This is a genomic window from Paenibacillus sp. 01T422, from assembly GCF_056398785.1.
Window position 1 is genome coordinate 1 of record NZ_JBFTQB010001601.1, and the last position, 514, is coordinate 514.

The 514-nt window shown below is 52.3% G+C and carries 1 protein-coding gene; it reads right to left on the reverse strand.

From position 1 onward, the window contains the following. Positions 1 to 406: 406 nt before the first annotated feature. Positions 407 to 514: IS3 family transposase (locus tag AC1DUA_RS40375; RefSeq protein ID WP_477504985.1), on the reverse strand; the 108-nt coding region annotated here is incomplete at its 5' end.

The following is a 514-nucleotide window of genomic DNA, read 5'->3' on the forward strand; positions in this document are numbered from 1 at the left end:
CTGCGGGAGGACGGGCTGCGGGAGGACGGGCTGCGGGAGGACGGGCTGCGGGAGGACGGGCTGCGGGAGGACGGGCTGCGGGAGGACGGGCTGCGGGAGGACGGGCTGCGGGAGGAGCTGCTGGTAACGGGGCTACTGAGCTACTGATGTACTGAGCAACCCGGCATCTGAATACATGATTACTTGTATTAACGCCGATTACTACTGCTACTTTCCTCGTCTGACCCACTTTAGCGCAAGTAGATGCGATTTCTACCACTAATTTCTTCAAATCCAGCCGATTTCGTCAGCCATCGACGATTTAGATGTAGTTTCTGGAGTAATTTCGTTCCCTGGACCGAATCCGCTCCGATTAACGGTAGTTTTGGACCTCTGTCAAGAAAGTAAACACATCATTAAGTGACGATTACGCGGTTTCTACAAAGGTCGCCGCAAAGTGAACAGGCGACACATAGCCGATGGCACTATGAATTCGTTTGCGGTTATAAAAGAATTCAATATACCGAAAAATGGC